Raw genomic sequence first — 17,052 nt, forward strand, 5'->3', positions numbered from 1 at the left:
GTCACACGATTGGAAAGGGGAATGGTGGGTGATAAGAGATTTGAACTCCTGACATCTTCGATGTGAACGAAGCGCTCTACCACTGAGCTAATCACCCATAGGGCGGCCTCTTACCGCAGGTCTTGGTGCTCTGCAAGGGCGGGAAGATCAGTTTTCCCGGCTAACATGCGCAAAACGGAAGGCCCCGGAAAACCGGGGCCCTGGTGTTTTACAGACCGGGCAGGCCAGGCAGTTTGGCCAGAACGCCGCGACGGCCAAATGTCGTGCCGCGATCGTTGCCAAAGTTCACACGAACGCCGACGCCCACATAGGCCTCGTTCGAGCTGCCGGAAACCAGCGGGGATGAGATATGTGCGACGCCGATATTGCCATAAACTTCGGCGTTGTCAGCGGCGGCATAGGTGGCGCCGATTGCAAACAGGTTGTAATCCAACGCACCGACAAAGTTGTCGACAATGTCCCAGCTTGCGGTGAAGTCCCAGCGGTCACTCAGTTCGGTTTTGGCCGAAACTCCGAAGACTGTTCCGTCCAGACCAGAGACGTTGCTCAGTTCCTGGCGACCGATATAACCTTCGATCTCTGCCGGGCCTGCGTCGAAGCCACCCTCGATTCCGAAATAGTCGAAATCAGCATCTTCCAACTTTTCCTGACCGTAGAACGCACCAAACGACGCGTTGCCGCTGGTGTGCAAGTTGGCATGCAGTGTCCAGTTCGTTGCGGTTTCGCCGAGGTCCTGAAAACGATAGCCGCCCAGATCCAACTGGGCGCTGAACGCGCGGGTGAAGGCCAGTTCAGCAGCTCCGTTCAGGTTGTAGACGTCACCAAAATCGGTGTCGGTGAAGGTTGAATACCCCAGATCAAGATAACCGCCTGTAAGTTCGACAGCCTGCGCCGCGCCGGTCGACAGGGTTGCTGACAGGGCGCTGTAGATAAAGAGTTTTTTCAAGATTATGCTCCGATCTTTTTTTGTTGGCCGGGCCCCGGAATGTGGCCCTTTTTGCGCGCGCAGCATTAGGTTGATTCTGCTTTGCGGTGTATTGATTCACTTGAATTAACTGGTGCTGTTGCCGGGGTGTCACATTGAGGGTGAAGCATGCTGTTTCTGTGCGGAAATCCACGGACAACCGCGTGCCATTTGACCGTATCCAGAAAACTGACGCCGCCGCCCGGACAGCGGCATGCGTAAAATTCTGGAATTCGGAAAAAACTTCAAAACGCCGCTTGACGATGCCGGGGCGGGGCCATAATACACCCCAACGTTCAGAGCGAACGTGCAGCGGGCGGTTGTAGCTCAGTTGGTTAGAGTACCGGCCTGTCACGCCGGGGGTCGCGGGTTCGAGCCCCGTCAACCGCGCCATCGCTGCAATCCTTGGTCCAGGATAAAGGCCATGAAAATAGATGCGCGGTTGTAGCTCAGTTGGTTAGAGTACCGGCCTGTCACGCCGGGGGTCGCGGGTTCGAGCCCCGTCAACCGCGCCATTTTCTCCTTTAGTTTACACCTCAGACCATCAGCGATTGCCCTGCAAGGCCCAACTGCGTCGCGCCTTGTCAGTAGGTGTCGGCAATAATTGGTTCGTTCACACTTTGTTCTAACTTTTCTGTTGGAGACTCAGCGCCGCTCGCCTATTTCTAGGACACTTGTCTGGTTGGGGGCCTGAATGGCTGAGCTGAAGAACATCGAAGTGCGCGGCGCGCGCGAGCATAACCTGAAAGGGATCGACGTCGATATTCCACGGGATCAGCTGGTGGTGATCACCGGTCTGTCCGGCTCGGGCAAATCCTCGCTGGCGTTTGACACGATCTATGCCGAAGGTCAGCGCCGCTATGTCGAAAGCCTGTCGGCCTATGCGCGTCAGTTCCTGGACATGATGGAAAAGCCTGATGTGGACCATATCAGCGGTCTGTCCCCGGCGATTTCCATCGAACAAAAAACGACGTCGAAAAACCCACGTTCCACCGTGGGTACTGTGACTGAGATCTACGACTATATGCGTTTGCTCTTTGCGCGCGCAGGAACGCCTTACAGCCCTGCGACCGGTTTGCCGATCGAAGCGCAGCAGGTGCAGGACATGGTCGATCGGATCATGATGATGGAGGAGGGGACGCGCGGCTACCTGCTGGCCCCTATCGTGCGCGACCGGAAGGGTGAATATAAGAAAGAGTTTCTGGAACTGCGCAAACAGGGCTTTCAACGTGTGAAAGTTGACGGCGAATTCTACGAGTTGGATGAGCCTCCGACGCTGGACAAGAAATTCCGTCACGACATCGACGTTGTGGTCGACCGTCTGGTTGTGCGCGAAGGGATGGAAACCCGGCTGGCCGACAGCCTGCGCACGGCCTTGGATTTGGCGGATGGGATCGCGATTCTGGAAACCGCCCCGCGCGAAGGTGACCCGGAACGCATTACGTTCAGTGAGAATTTTGCTTGCCCGGTCAGCGGCTTCACCATTCCCGAAATTGAACCACGCCTGTTCTCGTTCAACGCCCCTTTCGGGGCATGCCCGGATTGTGACGGTTTGGGGGTCGAGCTGTTCTTTGACGAACGCCTCGTCGTGCCGGATCAGACATTGAAGCTGTACGATGGTGCCTTGGCCCCATGGCGCAAAGGGAAGTCCCCGTATTTCCTGCAAACCATCGAGGCCATCGCGCGGCATTATGAGTTCGACAAGAACACGCCGTGGAAGGATTTGCCCGCCAAGGTGCAGCAGGTCTTCCTGCGCGGCTCGGGCGATGAGGAAATCCAGTTCCGCTATGACGAAGGCGGGCGGGTCTATCAGGTCACGCGCAGTTTTGAGGGCGTGATACCGAACATGGAACGCCGCTATCGCGAGACCGACAGCGCGTGGATTCGCGAGGAATTCGAACGGTATCAAAACAACCGCCCCTGCGGCACCTGCGAAGGCTACCGCCTGCGCCCCGAGGCGTTGGCGGTAAAGATCGCGGGCCTGCATGTGGGTCAGGTGGTCGAGATGTCGATCCGCGAGGCGCTGGCTTGGGTTGAGGATGCGCCGAACCATCTGAGCGTGCAGAAGAACGAGATCGCGCGCGCCATCCTCAAGGAAATCCGCGAACGCCTTGGATTCCTGAATAACGTTGGTTTGGAATACCTTACGCTGTCACGTTCAAGTGGCACACTGTCCGGAGGGGAAAGCCAGCGTATCCGCTTGGCCAGCCAGATCGGCTCGGGCCTGACGGGTGTTCTGTATGTACTGGACGAGCCATCCATCGGCCTGCACCAGCGCGACAATGACCGACTGCTGGGTACACTGAAGAACCTGCGGGATCAGGGGAACACGGTCATCGTCGTAGAACATGACGAAGAAGCCATTCGCGAGGCGGACTATGTGTTCGACATTGGCCCCGGCGCGGGTGTGCATGGCGGGCAGGTGGTCAGTAAAGGAACGCCAGCGGAAATCACGGCTGACGCCGCTTCGATCACGGGTCAATATCTGGCCGGCACGCGAGAGATTTCGGTGCCGACCGAACGGCGCAAAGGTAACAAAAAGAAGGTTTCGGTTGTCAAAGCGACGGGAAACAACCTGAAGAACGTCACCGCCGATTTTCCACTGGGTAAATTCGTCTGCGTGACCGGCGTGTCCGGGGGCGGCAAATCCACGCTGACCATCGAGACGCTGTTCAAAACCGCCTCGATGCGTCTGAATGGCGCGCGTCAGACACCCGCGCCATGTGAGACCATCAAGGGGCTGGAATTTCTGGACAAGGTTATCGACATTGACCAACGGCCCATCGGGCGGACTCCGCGTTCGAATCCAGCGACTTACACGGGGGCCTTCACCCCGATCCGCGACTGGTTCGCTGGCCTGCCCGAGGCAAAGGCGCGCGGGTACAAGCCCGGGCGGTTCAGCTTCAACGTCAAAGGTGGCCGTTGCGAGGCGTGTCAGGGTGACGGTGTCATCAAGATCGAGATGCACTTCCTTCCCGACGTTTACGTGACCTGCGAGACCTGCAAGGGTGCGCGCTACAACCGCGAGACGCTGGAGATCAAGTTCAAGGGCAAATCCATCGCCGACGTGCTGGACATGACGGTGGAGGACGCGCAGGAGTTCTTCAAAGCCGTGCCGTCGATCCGCGACAAGATGGATGCGCTGGCGCGTGTGGGGCTGGGCTATATCAAGGTCGGTCAACAGGCCACGACCCTGTCAGGGGGCGAGGCGCAGCGGGTTAAGCTGTCGAAAGAGCTCAGCAAACGTTCCACCGGGCGCACCTTGTATATTCTGGATGAACCGACCACGGGTCTGCATTTCGAAGATGTGCGCAAGCTGTTGGAAGTGCTGCATGAATTGGTCGATCAGGGAAATACGGTTGTTGTAATCGAACACAATCTGGACGTGGTGAAAACCGCCGACCATATCATCGATATCGGCCCCGAAGGCGGTGACGGTGGTGGTGAGATTGTCGCGACCGGCACCCCGGAAGAGGTGGCCGAGGTCGAGCGCAGCCACACCGGGCGGTATCTGAAACAGATGCTTGATGCAAAGGCGGTTGCCGCCGAGTAGCCCGCTCACGCATACTGCCAGGAATACGTCTATTGGGGACGGCGCCTGGCAAATCGGCGGTGTCGGTGCGTCCAACGCGAACGGAGGTCGCATGGCCGATCCAGATCCGACCGTGTTCACCTCGGCATCCTTACCCGGCTCAATTGCACAGCGGCTGAGGCATTTGCAGGATCTGCCGGATGGTTTGGTCGAGCATCGGCAGGGCCAAATCGGTCAGGTGGTCGTTGCAAAGAGCGGGAGCGAGCTGTTTCTGGTGTTTTGCCCCAGCGGAGTTCCTCTGACCAACGACGCGCTCAGCGGAGTCATGTCGCGCATTGATCTGACAAACCCGCTGACTCTGACCGGTGGTTATACGCAGGCGATGCTGTTGTGCCTTGCTTTCGTGCCTCGGCCCGAGCGCGTCTATGTCATGGGCGGTGGCGGTGGGCGGGTGCCCACGGTTCTTCATGCGCTGCTCGATGATGTCATGATCACCGGCTCGGAGATTGATCGGGAAGTTCTTGACCTGTCATACCGGTATTTCGGTCTGAAAGACGGTCCGCGCCTGCGGATTTCCTGCGCCGACGGCAGCTTGCATTTGGCCGAACAGTTGGACGCGCAATTCGACCACATCTATCTGGATTGCTTCGCGGCGGACGGGCGTGTGCCGCAGTCCTTGTCCACGCCCGCGTTCTTTGAAATGTGCGCAAGCAAGCTAAGGCCCCGGGGCGTGGTCTGCATGAATCTCGTGGACAGCGACCCTCGGCTGTCTGAGCAGAAAGCGGACTTTCAGGCGGTTTTTGCAGATGCCTGCATGGTTGAAGTCGAGGGCACGCATGTTCTGTTCGGATGCAAAGAGGCGTGTGCCGATCCGGACAGTGTTTCGGCATCCGCGCGCGCGCTGCAAACGCGGATGCCGTTTGGGTTTGATTTGTCCGAATACGCAGATCGGCTTTGTATCTTATCCCAAGACGAAAGTTAGATCAGCCGCGACCGCGTTTCTCGAATCGAGGCAGCATGGCACTGAAATCCATACCATTCCCGTCTTCACCTTCGACGAATTGTTCATACAACGCCGTTGCGGCTTGCCCCATCGGAGTGTCCGCATCGGCGCTTTCGGCGGCTTGCTGGCTGAGGCGCAGGTCTTTCAGCATCAGCTCGGCGGCAAAACCGGGTTGGTAGCCGTTATCCGCAGGGCTGGTTGGGCCAACGCCGGGGGCGGGGCAATAGGCGTTCATGGTCCAGCTATAGCCGGAGGACGTGCTGACGACGTCGAACATTTTTTGACGGTCCAGCCCCAGCTTGTCAGCCAATGCAAAGGCTTCGCAAGTAGCGATCATGGTGACGCCGAGGATCATGTTGTTGCAGATCTTGGCCGCTTGACCGGCCCCGGCTTCGCCGCAGTGCACGGCCTTTTGCCCCATGATCTCGAACAGGGGGGCAGCTTTGGCAAAGGCGTCTTCGGATCCACCGGCCATGAAGGTCAGCGTGCCTGCCGAGGCGCCTCCGATCCCGCCCGAAACAGGAGCATCGACTGAGAGCAGCCCGGCTGCACTGGCCTGATCGGCGACCGCGCGAGCGCTGTCGACATCGACGGTTGAACAGTCGATCAGAGCGGCACCGGATTGCATATGGGGGATGATCTGATCGGCGACGGCGCGCAGGATGGCTCCGTTCGGCAGCATGGTGATGACGGCGTCCGCGTCCGCTACGGCCTCGGCAGCTGTCTCAACATTGGTGACACCGTCCACGCTGACCCCTGCGGTATCAAAACCGCGCACCGTGTGACCGGCTTTGGCCAGATTGGCGGCCATGGGCGCACCCATATTGCCCAGCCCGATGAACCCGATTTGCATGTCTTACTCCTCCTCGAATGTCAGGGCGTCCTTGCCCAGCGGCTGCAACATCTTCGACACCGCCACCGCTGGCACGGTCATATCCGCATATTGCCAACGGGGGTTGCGGTCTTTGTCGATGATCTGCGCCCGGATACCTTCCAGAAAATCACCATGTTGCATGGCGCGGAAGGTGAAACGGTATTCCATTTCCAGCGCCCGACGCATGGTTAGCGAGGCCCCGCGCAGGCGGTGCAGCATTTCCACCGTGCAGGCCACAGACAGCGGCGCGTTCCGTTCCAGCTTGGCCAGCGCCTTCACCGCGAATTCGGAACCACTGCTCCGCAGATTGGTGAGAATATCGCCGAGTGTCTCACCATCGAAGGTGCGGTCAATTTCGGGTTGCAGACCGGCAAGTTCGCCGTTGGGCGGCGTGGCGGCATGTTCGCCAATCAGATCGGCGTTGCCGGACGCCTCTAGCATTTCGATCAGATCAGCCCACTGATCCTGCGGGATGAAATGATCGGCGAACCCGGCAAGGATCGCATCAGCGGGGCCCATGCGGTGCCCGGTGGTGCCCAGAAACTCACCCAATCGACCGGGAGCCAGCGCCAACATCAGCGTGCCGCCGACATCGGGAACCAGCCCGATGGAGCATTCGGGCATCGCGATCTGAGAGGTTTCGCCAACAACCCGGTGGCTGCCGTGGCAGCCGATTCCGACGCCGCCGCCCATGGTGAAGCCTTGCAGGAAGCTGATGATAGGTTTGGGGTATTCGAAGATCAGGGCGTTCAGCCGGTATTCGTCGCGCCAGAATGTCTGACCATAGGCGAAGTCGCCCTGGATCCCGGTCTGGTAAAGTTCGGCAATGTCCCCTCCGGCGCAAAAGGCCTTGTCGCCTTCGGCGTCGAAGATGATCAGATCGACCGCATCATCCTCGCGCCAGTTGCGCAGGGCTGTGTCGATGGCCATGCACATATCATAGGTCAGCGCATTCAGCGCCTTGGGTCGGGTCAGGGTGATGCGCCCAGCGCGGCCGGTTGTGCGGATGTCGATGTCAGACATGTAACCTTTAGCCTTGTGCAATCATCTGGCGCGCGACGATCACGCGCATGATCTCGTTCGTGCCTTCCAATATCTGATGCACCCGCAGATCACGCACAAGCTTTTCGATGCCGTAATCGGCCAGATAGCCGTAGCCGCCGTGCAGTTGCAGGCACTGATCGACGACCTTCGATCCGGTCTCGGTCACGAATTTCTTGGCCATGGCGCAGAATTTGGTCGCATCCGGAGCGCCTTGATCCAGTTTCCAGGCCGCTTGGCGCAGAAAAGTGCGGGCGGCCTGCAGCTCGATCTCCATATCCGCCAGGCGGAATTGCAGGGCCTGGAACTGGTCGATGGATTGGCCAAAGGCTTTGCGTTCGGACATGTATTGCAGGGTCATGTCCAGCCCGGCCTGTGCCGCGCCCAAGGAACAAGAGGCGATGTTCAGACGCCCGCCATCCAAACCCTTCATGGCGTATTTGAACCCGTCGCCTTCAACGCCGACCAGATTGCCGGATGGAATTTTGCAGTCGTCGAACTGGACCTGCGCGGTGGGTTGGCTTTTCCAGCCCATCTTTTGTTCCAACGCACCAAAGCTGAGGCCGGGTGTTCCGTCTTCAACATAGACGGTCGAAATACCCTTTGGGCCGTCCTGACCGGTACGCACCATGCAAACATAGGCGTCCGAATATCCTCCGCCGGAAATAAAGGCCTTTGACCCGTTCAGCGTGTACCCTTCATTCGTGCGTTCGGCGCGGGTTTTCAGCGCGGCCGCGTCCGAGCCTGAGCCCGGTTCGGTCAGACAGTAGCTGAGCACTGTGTTCAGGCTCAGCACGCTTGGCATAACTTGGGATTTAAGGTCGTCGCTGGCGAAGCTGTCCAGCATCTTGGCGCACATGTTGTGGATCGACAGAAACGCCGCGACCGAGGGGCAGGCCATCGACAAGGCCTCGAAAACCAGTGTCGCGTCCAACCGGGTCAGGCCCGACCCGCCGCTGTCCTCGGACACGTATAGCGCACCGAATCCAAGTTCCCCGATTTTGGGCCACAAGTCCTTTGGAATGGTGCCGTCGCTTTCCCATTGGCGCGCGAATGGGGCGATGTTTTCCTGCCCAAACGCATATGCCATATCGAAGATGGCTGTCTGTTCCTCGGTCAGCCCGAAATCCATGGCGTACCCTCCCGCAGGTAAAGAATTGAACGCTTGTTTATTTCGCAATCGTTACAGAAATTTTGCAAGATCAGCAATCGTTCGCGGGCTGCGCGGCGACTACGCGCCGCAGGGTCACAGATCGGCGTGAAACTCTTCGATCAAATGGCGAACGACCGCCTGACCGGGGTCCTCGCCTTTGGCAACAGCTTCGGCATGCGCGCGCCGTTGACGTGTGGCCGAGGTCCCGTTTTCGGCAATCTGCCGCAATCGCGCGAGTTCGGTCATGGTGCCCAGCGCCTCGGCATCTTCGGCCAGCATGCCCATAAGTTCGCCCATAAGTTCGGCCATCGGTTTGATCGAGCGATCCCCGAAATCGATCAGCCCTTCGCCAACCCCATAGCGCTGCGCGCGCCACCGGTTTTCACTGATCAGGAACCGATCATACTGACGCCACCGCAGGTTTCGCGCCTTTAGGCGGCACAGCATTCGGGTCAGGGCCTGCACCAGGGCCGCCAGCGACAGCGTATGTTCCAGCCGGGGTTGCACATCCATGATGCGGGTTTCCAGCGTCGGAAACCGGTGCGAGGGGCGCAGGTCCCACCAGATTTTTGAGGTATCCTCGATCACGCCCAATTCGACCAGAACGCCGGTGGTGCGCTCGTATTCGGACCAGCTGTTATAGTCAGGCGGCAGCCCAGTGCGCGGCAGGTTGTCGAAGACGGTCAGGCGGTAGGAGGACAGGCCCGTATCCTCTCCGTTCCAGAAGGGCGAGGATGTGGACAGCGCCAGAAGGTGAGGCAGAAAGTAGCAGAGCTGGGGCATCAGGTCAGCCCGCAGCGCCGGATCCTCGACCCCTGCATGAACGTGCATTCCGCAGATCAGCATCCGTCGCGCAACACCACCCAATGCATGTTGCAGGGCATCGTAGCGTTCCTTCCGGGTGTGGTGCTGATCCTTCCAATTGGCGAACGGGTGGCAGGATACCGCAATCGGGCTGAGGTTATATGCGGCGGCGTGTTTCGACACACAAGATCGCAGCCGTTTCAGATCCTCACGCGCGCCTTTGATCGTGGTATGAGGGCGCGTGCCGACCTCGATCTGGCATTGCAGGAATTCGGGACTGACTTGACCTTCGAAATCGGCCTGGCAGGCTTCCATCAGGGCGGCGGGGGCTTCGGTCAGTTGCAGGCTGTCGCGGTCAACCAGCAGATACTCTTCTTCAATGCCCAGCGTGAAATCCTGCTGCATACGCGGACCTCCCTTTGTTTTACGACCTCAGTGAATACGGAAATCGGCGTTTTGCCAAGGGTTTGCCGTTCTGCCGCTTGCGAAGGCCCATGCCGGAAAGGTATGGAAATGCAGAAAGCCACCGAACCGGAGCGACGCGCGTGAAACTCAGAAAATTCCCGAAGATCAACGAAGCGCTTGATGAGTTGGGGGTGAAACTGATCGACAAGGCCGCCGAACAGGACGAACGCGCACGGCTTGAAGCGTTCGAGCGGGCAGGGGGGCTGACCAAACCGGCATACACTCTGTCACCGGGGATGGAGGGGTTCGATATCGAGCCGCTGAAACAGGAGTTTGCGGAACACCGCGACGCCTTGGCCGCTCTGAAAGACCCCACGCGCAATCAGACCGGTTATCGCCTCGGCAATGGCTACTATGACAGCCCTGACGCGGATGCGCTGTACCTGATGATCCGAAGGTTTCAGCCAAGACAGGTTATCGAGGTCGGCTGCGGAAATTCGACCCGCGTCACACGTCAGGCGATCATCGATGGTGGGTTGGAAACCAAGATCACGGCCATCGACCCGTATCCCCGGGCGGATATTGCGCATGTGGTGGACGCGTTCGAACAGAAACGGCTGGAAGATGTGGACCCCGCGCTGTTCGACCAATTGGAGGCCGGCGATGTCCTGTTCATCGATTCCAGCCATGTTGTTCGGATGTCGAACGATGTCGCGCACCTGTTCTGCCGCATCATTCCCAGCCTGAAACCGGGTGTTGTCATCCACGTGCATGATGTTTTTTTGCCCTATGAATATCCCAAGCGGTTCTTCTATGACTGCCCCGGCTGGGGGGAACAGTACATGTTGCACGCTTTGCTGCAATCTGGCGCGTTTTCAATGCTTTGGCCGGGATACTACCTGCAACAGGAGCGTCCGGATGCCGTCGAAGCCTTGCCCTTTTTGAAAGAGGGTCGCGCCCAGAGTATCTGGGTTCAGATCAAGGAACAGTGATCTCAAAGTGATCCGGTGTGACAAAAGGCCCGTACCCCTTTCCATAACAAGCTGGAGAGGAGAAGACAGCCATGTTTCGTCGCACGTTTATGGGCGCTGCCGCCGCACTCGCATTTGCCATGCCGCTCAAGGCCCAGGCTGCTGACATTGTCGATACCGCAGTATCTGCCGGATCGTTCACCACCCTGGTCGCAGCCGTTCAGGCGGCCGGTCTGGTCGATACGCTGAAGGGCAATGGCCCGTTCACCGTGTTTGCGCCGACGGATGAGGCGTTTGCAGCATTGCCCGAGGGGACTGTCGAAAGCCTCTTGCTGCCCGAGAACAAGGATCAGCTGGTTGAGATTCTGACCTATCACGTGGTTCCGGCCAAGGTGATGTCGGGCGATATCGCTGGCAAGCGCGCGAAGGTTCTGACCGTGCAGGGCGACCGTCTGAGCGTGAATGCGCGCAACGGCGTGAAGGTCAACGCTGCCGAAGTTGTTCAGGCCGATATCGAGGCCAGCAATGGTGTGATCCATGTGGTCGACGCGGTGATCCTGCCGGAATAAGCGCCACGACCGCAGAAAACAAAAGCCCCGGTCCTATTGGCCGGGGCTTTCGTGTAACTGATGATCAGATCAGACCAGACGCACCTGCGTGCCGATCTGGACCAGCGGATACAGCTCTTCCACATGCTGGTTATACAGTCCGATGCAACCGGATGAGCTCTGACGACCGATTTTGCGCGTATCATGGGTGCCGTGCACCAGATAGGCGGGCCAGTCCAGATACATGGCGCGGGTGCCCAACGGGTTGCCTGGATCGCCGCCATCCATTCGAACGGGCAGCGAAGGATCGCGTTCCCGCATTGACGCGGTCGGTGTCCAGCTTGGGTTTTCGGCCTTGCGCACAACTTTGGTGTAACCGCGCTTGGTCAGTTCTTCGCTCATCGGTACAGAACTTGGGTACAGCTTATAGGTCCCGTCCGGGCCCCAATAATGCACGGCGCGACTGGTGATGTCGGCCAGCAGGCAGCCCGAGCCAAGCTCGTCAAAGTGATCCTGCCAGTTCTGCTGAGAGAACGAGGATACATTGCGGCGCACCGGCAACTGTGTGCTGATCGCGTCTTCGGTCTGCGGGAAGGCATCCGTGCTTTGCGCGCGTACAAGCGCGGGCGTTGCCAGAACGGACGCGACCCCCAAAAGGGCCGAGCGGCGGGTCATGCGGGAATTGGACAAAACGGCCTCCGATATTTTTGAACTGCTCGATCAAAAAATTTGAGAGTAAATTATTTGTGCGGGATGCGAATTTCCAGCCTGTGAAACCTGAATTTATCGTGAAGGCGCAGGTTTTCAGGGGTATTGGCGAGTCTTTGCCACAAAAACCCGGCCAAATGGGCCGGGCTTGAGGGTTTTAGGGCTCAGATCAGTCCATGGCTTTGAAGTTGAACTCGCCACCTTCCTTGATGCCCGACGGCCAGCGGGCCGTCACGGTCTTGGTGCGCGTGTAGAACTTGAAGCTGTCCGGTCCGTGCTGGTTCAGGTCCCCGAACATGGATTTCTTCCAGCCGCCAAAGGTGTGGTAGGCCAGCGGCACCGGGATGGGAACGTTGATGCCGATCATGCCGATGTTGACCCGGTTGGCAAAGTCACGCGCTGTGTCCCCGTCGCGGGTGAAGATCGCGGTGCCATTTCCATATTCGTGGTCCATCGCCAGCTTTAACGCCTCTTCATACGACTCTGCGCGCACGGTCGACAGTACGGGGCCAAAGATCTCTTGTTTGTAGATGTCCATATCGGGTGTCACATGGTCGAACAGGTGCGGCCCGACAAAGAAGCCGTCCTCATACCCCTGAAGGCTGAAATCGCGGTTGTCCACGACCAGCTTTGCGCCCTGTTCCACGCCTGAGTTGATCAGGCCCAGAATACGTTCCTTTGACGCGGCGGTCACGACCGGACCCATGTCAACGTCATCGCCTGCGGTGTAGGGGCCGACCTTCAGCTTTTCGACGCGCGGCACAAGCTTTTCGATCAGCGCGTCGGCGGTGTCCTGACCTACCGGAACCGCAACCGAAACGGCCATGCACCGTTCGCCCGCCGCGCCAAATCCGGCACCGACCAAGGCGTCGGCAGCCTGATCCAGATCCGCATCGGGCATCACGATCATATGGTTCTTGGCACCACCAAAGCACTGCGCGCGCTTCCCGTTCGCGGTGGCGCGGGAATAGATATACTGCGCGATCGGGGTCGAGCCCACAAATGACACTCCCTGAATGATCTCACTATCAAGGATGGTATCGACCGCCTCCTTGTCGCCATTGACGACCTGGAAGACGCCTTTCGGCAGACCTGCCTCGACGAACAGTTCCGCCAGCATCAGGGGAACCGACGGGTCACGTTCAGACGGCTTCAGAACCACGGCGTTCCCGCAGGCAAGCGCCGGACCGACATGCCACAAGGGCATCATGGCGGGAAAGTTGAAGGGCATGATCGAGCCCACAACGCCCAGCGGCTGACGCATCGAATACATGTCGATGCCGGGGCCTGCGCTGTCGGTGAACTCTCCTTTCAGCATTTGCGGCGCGCCGATGCAGTATTCGATCACTTCCAATCCACGCTGCAGATCCCCCTTGGCATCCGGGATGGTCTTGCCGTGCTCGCGGCTGAGCGCCTCGGCCAGCTTGTCCATGTCGCGGTTCATCAGATGCACCATCGCCATCATCACGCGCGCCCGCTTTTGCGGGTTGGTCGCGCCCCATGCGGGTTGCGCAATCGCGGCTTGTTCAATGGCGGCCGTCGTTTCAGCGGCGCCGGCCATCGGGCATTTGTATTGCACTTCGCCCGTTGCAGGGTTGAAGACGTCGTCAAACCGGCCTGACGTGCCGGCCACTTGCGCGCCATTCAGGAAATGAGTCAGGTCTTGCATTGATATCTCCTCCGAACGTTTGGGCGCAGGATAGGCTTGCAAAAATCACCCGAACAGAGGAAATGTTCGAAAAATACGCGCTGGGAAAAGCACGGAAGGCAAAGCATGGACCCAAATTGGGACGATATGAGGGTTTTCCTGGCCGTCGCGCGCGAGGAAAGCCTGTCTTCAGCGGGTCGTATCCTGAAAATCGATCCGGCCACGGTCGGTCGGCGCATTGCCCGGCTCGAGGCCACTTTGGACGCGCCGTTATTTACCAAATCGCAGCAGGGGTACATCCTGACGCGGGCAGGTCAACGCTTGCTGGATCACGGTCTGCAAGCCGAAGAGGCGATGCGTGCCGCCGCCGGTGCGGTGGTTGGCTCGACCAAATCGCTTAGCGGTCAGATCCGGATCGGGGCGCCGGATGGGTCGGCCAACTATCTGTTGCCGCAAGTCTGCGCCAAGATCAGCGATGCCAACCCGGATCTGGACATTCAGATCCTCGCCTTGCCCCGGATCATCAACCTGTCCCGGCGCGAGGCCGATATGGCCGTTACCGTAAGTGCTCCGACGGCGGGAAAATTGCTGGTCAAGAAAATCAGCGACTATCGCCTGCACATGGTCGCCGCGCAGGATTATCTGGATCGTCATGATCCGATCCGCAAGGTTGGCGATCTGAAAGGGCACCGTCTGATCGGGTATATCCCGGACATGATTTTTGACCGGGAACTGGATTATCTGAATGACATCGGCGTTGACCGTGTCGCGCTTGCATCGAATTCGGTCTCGGTTCAGTTGCGGCAGGTGTCGTTGGGTACCGGGGTCTGTGTCGCGCATGATTTCACCCTGCCGTTCCATCCGAACCTGAGGAAAATCCTGACGGACCAAGTACATTTGACCCGCAGTTTCTATCTGGTCCGGCATCAGGGCGATCAGCGCAATGAACGCCTGAACCGCTTTGCCGAGGCGCTGACGCAGGGCATCCGTGAAGAAGTGACGCGGCTGGAAGCCGCCGCCGAAGCTTGACAGGTTGTCCTAATCGCGCAACGCTTTGGAATAAGTTTATTATTCCGGAGGTGTTCTTAATGCTCGTTCAGGCCATTCTGAAGTCCAAGGCCGCAGAAGGCGTGGTCACGGTTCAACCTTCAGCGACGGTCTCTGAGGCGTCAAAAATCCTGGCGGAGAAACGGATCGGGACCGTTGTCGTATCCGAAGACGGTGGGCAGACGGCGGTGGGCATTCTGTCCGAACGCGATATCGTCCGCGAACTGGCTGCCAGCGGCAGCGGGTGCCTGAATCAGCCGGTGAGCTCCTACATGACCGCAGACCTGGTTACGACCACGCGGCAGGCAACGGTGCAGGACATCATGTCACGCATGACCGAAGGGCGCTTTCGCCACATGCCGGTCGTTGAAGAAGGCAAGCTGGTCGGCATTGTTACCCTTGGCGATGTCGTCAAGGCGCAACTGGCGGAACTGGCGATGGAAAAGGACGCCCTTCAGGGCATGATCATGGGCCATTGACTTGGTCGGGGGCGTTTCCACCCCTTGCACCTGCGTCAAAGTTATGTTTGCTAGCGCAGAAATAATGTTGCGCAGGAGATCCTGATGCGGGTTGGATTGTATCCGGGAACCTTTGACCCGATTACCCTGGGTCATATTGATATCATCCGTCGGGCCTCTGCGCTGGTGGACAAGCTGGTGATCGGCGTTGCGATCAACCGCGACAAAGGGCCGTTGTTCTCACTGGAAGAACGTGTCGCCATGATCGAGGCGGAATGCGCGCATCTGACCGAACAGACCGGCACCGAGATCGTTGCTCATCCCTTTGAAAATCTGCTGATCGATTGCGCCCGCGATGTGGGCGCCCAGATCATCGTGCGCGGTCTGCGGGCTGTGGCCGACTTTGAGTATGAATTCCAGATGGTCGGCATGAACCGTGCCCTCGACGATTCAATCGAGACCGTGTTTCTGATGGCCGAGGCGCGGCACCAGGCCATCGCCTCGAAACTGGTCAAAGAAATCGCGCGGCTAAACGGGGATGTGTCGAAATTCGTCACACCCAGCGTCCACGCGGCCTTGCGCGACCGCTTAGGCTAGGGCACCCATCGCGGCGGCTGTGTCCAGCATCCGGTTCGAGAAACCCCATTCATTGTCATACCACGCCAGCACCCGCACAAGGGTGCCGTCGGTGACCTTGGTTTCGGCCAGCGACACGGTCGAGCTGTGGGAATCATGATTGAAATCGACCGAGATCAAGGGCCGGTTTTCCGCAGCCAGTACGCCGGGAATTTTCGCAGCAGCATCGACGAACAGCGCGTTGACCTCATCCTCGGTCGTCGGGCGCGATACCTCAGCCACCAGATCGACAACCGAGACGTTGGGGGTAGGAACCCGGATCGCCTGACCGGTCAGCTTTCCGGCAAGTTGCGGCAGCACAAGCCCGACCGCAGCAGCCGCGCCGGTGGTTGTCGGGATCATCGACAAGGCGGCAGCGCGCGACAGGTAAGGGTCTTTGCCCGCCGTATCATGCACCGGCTGGCTGGCCGTATAGGCGTGAACGGTGGTCATGTTACCATGCACAATGCCAAGCCCCGCATCCAGCGCCGCGGCAACAGGTGACAAGCAGTTGGTGGTGCAGGACGCGTTCGAGACGATGATGTCGTCTGCGGTCAGTTCGCTGTCGTTGACACCGAAGACCACGGTTTTGACCCCACCATCGCCACGCGCGGGGGCCGAGATCAGCACTTTCTTCGATCCGTTCTTCAGATGACGCTCAGCGGCTTCACGCGTCCGGAAGACGCCGGTGCATTCCAGCACGACATCGACGTCCGACCAATCCAGCGCTTCGGGATCGCGTTCACTGGTCAGACGGATGGGGCCCGCGCCGACGTCAAGACCTGCGTCGCTTAGGGTGACTGTGTTGGGGTAACGGCCATGCACGCTGTCAAATTCGAACAGATGCGCGTTCATTTCGGGTTTCGCCAGATCGTTGATCGCCACGATCTGCACATCCGTGCGGCCCGATTCCATGACCGCCCGTAGCACTCCGCGCCCGATCCGTCCAAAGCCGTTGATTGCCAGTTTGAGTGTCATGTCGCGCTCCGTTTCATTCGTCAGAGAGTCCCGAATTGGGCTTGGTTAGCGCTAACAATTCCAGATTGGCGCGAATGTCAAGAAAAACCTCCGTCAGCGCCAGAAAGCGACCCAGTCCAGGAAGGCGTAAAGCTTCTTGCTGAGGAACACCAAATGCTCGGGTCCGAACAGCGCATAGTCCAGCACGATCGCGCCGAGGATAAGCAATCCGAGCCAGATGGCGAGTTGATTTGTCATTCTGTCCCCGAACGAAAACACCCGCCCAGATAACCTGAGCGGGTGCAAAGCTACAAGCGAAGTCCG

At 59.0% G+C, this 17,052-nt stretch carries 16 protein-coding genes and 3 tRNA genes; 9 read left to right on the top strand and 10 right to left on the bottom strand.

The window, feature by feature from the left end; all coding sequences use genetic code 11:
- Positions 1-22: 22 nt before the first annotated feature.
- Both ACR0KX_RS06840 and ACR0KX_RS06845 read right to left on the bottom strand, forming a co-directional pair.
- Positions 23-97, bottom strand: a tRNA-Val gene (locus tag ACR0KX_RS06840).
- 111 nt (positions 98-208) lie between these two features.
- Positions 209-946: a porin gene (locus tag ACR0KX_RS06845; protein ID WP_170621746.1), complete on the bottom strand. Its 738-nt coding sequence runs from the start codon at positions 944-946 to the stop codon at positions 209-211.
- Positions 947-1,280: 334 nt separating this feature from the next.
- Here ACR0KX_RS06845 and ACR0KX_RS06850 point away from each other — a divergent pair.
- From ACR0KX_RS06850 to ACR0KX_RS06865, 4 genes are all read left to right on the top strand, one after another.
- A tRNA-Asp gene (locus ACR0KX_RS06850) sits at positions 1,281-1,357 on the top strand.
- A gap of 45 nt (positions 1,358-1,402) precedes the next feature.
- Positions 1,403-1,479, top strand: a tRNA-Asp gene (locus ACR0KX_RS06855).
- Between the two features lie 179 nt (positions 1,480-1,658).
- Positions 1,659-4,517, top strand: a complete 2,859-nt coding sequence (uvrA, locus tag ACR0KX_RS06860) for an excinuclease ABC subunit UvrA (RefSeq protein WP_170621747.1) — start codon at positions 1,659-1,661, stop codon at positions 4,515-4,517.
- Between the two features lie 91 nt (positions 4,518-4,608).
- A complete protein-coding gene (locus ACR0KX_RS06865; RefSeq protein WP_170621748.1) occupies positions 4,609-5,478 on the top strand; it encodes a fused MFS/spermidine synthase in 870 nt (289 codons plus the stop codon).
- A gap of 1 nt (position 5,479) precedes the next feature.
- On the opposite strand, the gene mmsB is transcribed toward ACR0KX_RS06865, so the two are convergent.
- From mmsB to ACR0KX_RS06885, 4 genes are all read right to left on the bottom strand, one after another.
- Positions 5,480-6,352 (bottom strand): 3-hydroxyisobutyrate dehydrogenase, encoded by an 873-nt coding sequence (gene mmsB / locus ACR0KX_RS06870; RefSeq protein ID WP_170450924.1) that lies wholly within the window; start codon positions 6,350-6,352, stop codon positions 5,480-5,482.
- 3 nt (positions 6,353-6,355) lie between these two features.
- Complete coding sequence (locus tag ACR0KX_RS06875) at positions 6,356-7,396, bottom strand: enoyl-CoA hydratase/isomerase family protein (RefSeq protein ID WP_480708141.1); 1,041 nt, start codon at positions 7,394-7,396, stop codon at positions 6,356-6,358.
- A 7-nt stretch (positions 7,397-7,403) separates the two neighbouring features.
- Positions 7,404-8,546, bottom strand: a complete 1,143-nt coding sequence (locus ACR0KX_RS06880) for an acyl-CoA dehydrogenase family protein (RefSeq protein WP_170450920.1) — start codon at positions 8,544-8,546, stop codon at positions 7,404-7,406.
- Between the two features lie 114 nt (positions 8,547-8,660).
- Positions 8,661-9,776: a carboxylate-amine ligase gene (locus tag ACR0KX_RS06885; RefSeq protein ID WP_170621749.1), complete on the bottom strand. Its 1,116-nt coding sequence runs from the start codon at positions 9,774-9,776 to the stop codon at positions 8,661-8,663.
- A 140-nt stretch (positions 9,777-9,916) separates the two neighbouring features.
- Between ACR0KX_RS06885 and ACR0KX_RS06890 the strand changes: the two genes are divergently transcribed.
- Both ACR0KX_RS06890 and ACR0KX_RS06895 read left to right on the top strand, forming a co-directional pair.
- Positions 9,917-10,768 carry a class I SAM-dependent methyltransferase gene (locus ACR0KX_RS06890; protein WP_170621750.1) on the top strand — a complete coding sequence of 284 codons (852 nt, stop codon included), beginning with the start codon at positions 9,917-9,919 and terminating at the stop codon, positions 10,766-10,768.
- A gap of 71 nt (positions 10,769-10,839) precedes the next feature.
- The gene (locus ACR0KX_RS06895) at positions 10,840-11,316 is read left to right on the top strand and encodes a fasciclin domain-containing protein (RefSeq protein ID WP_170621751.1); all 477 of its coding nucleotides are present in this window, start codon (positions 10,840-10,842) and stop codon (positions 11,314-11,316) included.
- A 69-nt stretch (positions 11,317-11,385) separates the two neighbouring features.
- Here ACR0KX_RS06895 and ACR0KX_RS06900 read toward each other — a convergent pair whose 3' ends face one another.
- Positions 11,386-11,970 carry a L,D-transpeptidase gene (locus ACR0KX_RS06900; protein WP_170453041.1) on the bottom strand — a complete coding sequence of 195 codons (585 nt, stop codon included), beginning with the start codon at positions 11,968-11,970 and terminating at the stop codon, positions 11,386-11,388.
- 202 nt (positions 11,971-12,172) lie between these two features.
- Complete coding sequence (locus tag ACR0KX_RS06905) at positions 12,173-13,672, bottom strand: CoA-acylating methylmalonate-semialdehyde dehydrogenase (RefSeq protein ID WP_170621752.1); 1,500 nt, start codon at positions 13,670-13,672, stop codon at positions 12,173-12,175.
- 105 nt (positions 13,673-13,777) lie between these two features.
- Here ACR0KX_RS06905 and ACR0KX_RS06910 point away from each other — a divergent pair, with 105 nt between their 5' ends.
- The 3 genes from ACR0KX_RS06910 (at position 13,778) to coaD (ending at position 15,753) form a co-directional block, all read left to right on the top strand.
- Complete coding sequence (locus ACR0KX_RS06910) at positions 13,778-14,680, top strand: LysR family transcriptional regulator (RefSeq protein ID WP_170621753.1); 903 nt, start codon at positions 13,778-13,780, stop codon at positions 14,678-14,680.
- 59 nt (positions 14,681-14,739) lie between these two features.
- Positions 14,740-15,177, top strand: a complete 438-nt coding sequence (locus tag ACR0KX_RS06915; RefSeq protein WP_170621754.1) for a CBS domain-containing protein — start codon at positions 14,740-14,742, stop codon at positions 15,175-15,177.
- Positions 15,178-15,261: 84 nt separating this feature from the next.
- A complete protein-coding gene (coaD, locus tag ACR0KX_RS06920; RefSeq protein WP_170450906.1) occupies positions 15,262-15,753 on the top strand; it encodes a pantetheine-phosphate adenylyltransferase in 492 nt (163 codons plus the stop codon).
- Here coaD and gap read toward each other — a convergent pair.
- Both gap and ACR0KX_RS06930 read right to left on the bottom strand, forming a co-directional pair.
- On the bottom strand, positions 15,745-16,749 hold the full coding sequence (gene gap, locus ACR0KX_RS06925) for a type I glyceraldehyde-3-phosphate dehydrogenase (protein WP_170450904.1): 1,005 nt from the start codon (positions 16,747-16,749) through the stop codon (positions 15,745-15,747). The genes coaD and gap overlap by 9 nt on opposite strands.
- Before the next feature lie 93 nt (positions 16,750-16,842).
- A complete protein-coding gene (locus ACR0KX_RS06930) occupies positions 16,843-16,986 on the bottom strand; it encodes a hypothetical protein (protein ID WP_170450902.1) in 144 nt (47 codons plus the stop codon).
- Positions 16,987-17,052: the final 66 nt, after the last annotated feature.

Source organism: Ruegeria sp. BG5 (assembly GCF_056538425.1).